The sequence below is a fragment of the Embleya sp. NPDC001921 genome (genome assembly GCF_053594475.1).
This window is the reverse complement of the sequence record NZ_JBSFEO010000160.1, coordinates 1-1484: the sequence shown is the minus strand read 5'-3', so window position 1 is coordinate 1484 and position 1484 is coordinate 1. Positions and strand designations below refer to the sequence as shown.

Annotated in this window: 1 protein-coding gene; it reads left to right on the top strand. The window is 69.7% G+C overall.

Going from position 1 to position 1484, the window contains the following annotated elements:
* The coding region (locus ACWCPW_RS51990; RefSeq protein ID WP_449768688.1) for a condensation domain-containing protein at positions 1 to 1484 on the top strand (1484 nt) is incomplete at both ends.

The window sequence follows — 1484 nt, the reverse complement described above, 5'->3', positions numbered from 1 at the left end:
TGAAGGTCCGCGGACACCGGATCGAACCCGGCGAGATCGAGACCGCCCTGACCACCGACCCCACCGTCACCCAAGCCGTCGTCATCGCGCACGAGGACGGACTCGTCGCCTATGTCGTGCCGGCCGCCGATGCCGGTGTCGACACCGCATCGCTGCGCGGGCGTCTGCGCTCCCGGTTGCCCTCGCACCTGGTGCCGTCGGTGTTCACGGTGTTGGACGCGCTGCCCTTGACTCCGAACGGGAAGCTGGACCGGGCCGCACTGCCCGCACCCGACCCGAAGACCACCACCACAACCGACCGACCTCCGCGCACCCCGCGCGAACGGGTGCTGTGCGAGCTGTTCGCCGAAACCCTCGGCGTACCCACCGTCGGAATCGACGACGACTTCTTCGCCCTGGGCGGCCACTCCCTCCTCGCCACCCGACTCACCAGCCGCATCCGCACCGTCCTGGACACCGACGTCAACCTGCGCACACTGTTCGAGGCACCCACGGTCACCGGCCTGGCGGCCCACTTGGACGAAGCGGGACAAGCACGGCCGCGGCTGACTCCCGGCGACCGCCCGGAGAAGGTTCCGCTGTCGTTCGCACAGCAAGGACTGTGGTTCCTTCACCGTCTGGAGGGCCCCGGCGCCACCTACAACATCCCCCTGGCGCTGCGCCTGAGCGGCGTCCTCGATCGAACCGCGCTGAACCAGGCGTTGGACGATGTCATGGCCCGGCACGAGAGCCTGCGCACGGTGTTTGCGGAGACCGACGACCTCCCCTTCCAGCAGATCATCGGTACGTCCGCGGCGCGCCGTCCGCTCCCGGTCACCCGGGTGACCGAGGCCACGCTTGCGTCGCGGCTGGCCGATGGCGCTCGACACGCCTTCGATCTGGTCACCGAACGCCCGCTGCGCGCAGAGCTGTTCGCGCTCGATCCCACCGAGCACGTGCTCCTGATCGTCATCCACCACATCGCGGCCGACGGTTGGTCCCTGGAGCCCTTGGCTCGAGACCTCGCGACGGCCTACGCCGCACGGAGCCGGAACCAGGGACCCGGATGGAAACCTCTGCCGGTGCAGTACGCCGACTACACCCTTTGGCAGCATCGACTGCTCGGCGACCGTACCGACCCCGACAGCCTGCTGAACCGTCAACTCTCCTACTGGACCGGCGCGTTGGCCGGCCTTCCCGACGAACTGGCGCTCCCCCACGACCGGCCGCGCCCCGCCGTCGCCTCGCATCACGGCGCCCGAGTCGACTTCGAGCTGGACGAGGAACTGCACACGGCGTTGGCCGAACTGGGCCGTCGCTCCGGGGCGAGCCTGTTCATGGTGCTCCACGCAAGCCTGGCCGCCCTGCTCACCAAACTCGGCGCCGGCAGCGACATCACCGTCGGCAGCCCCATCGCCGGACGCACCGACCAGGCCCTCGACCACCTGGTGGGGTACTTCGTCAACACCCTGGTGCTGCGCACCGACACCTCCGGCGACCCCACC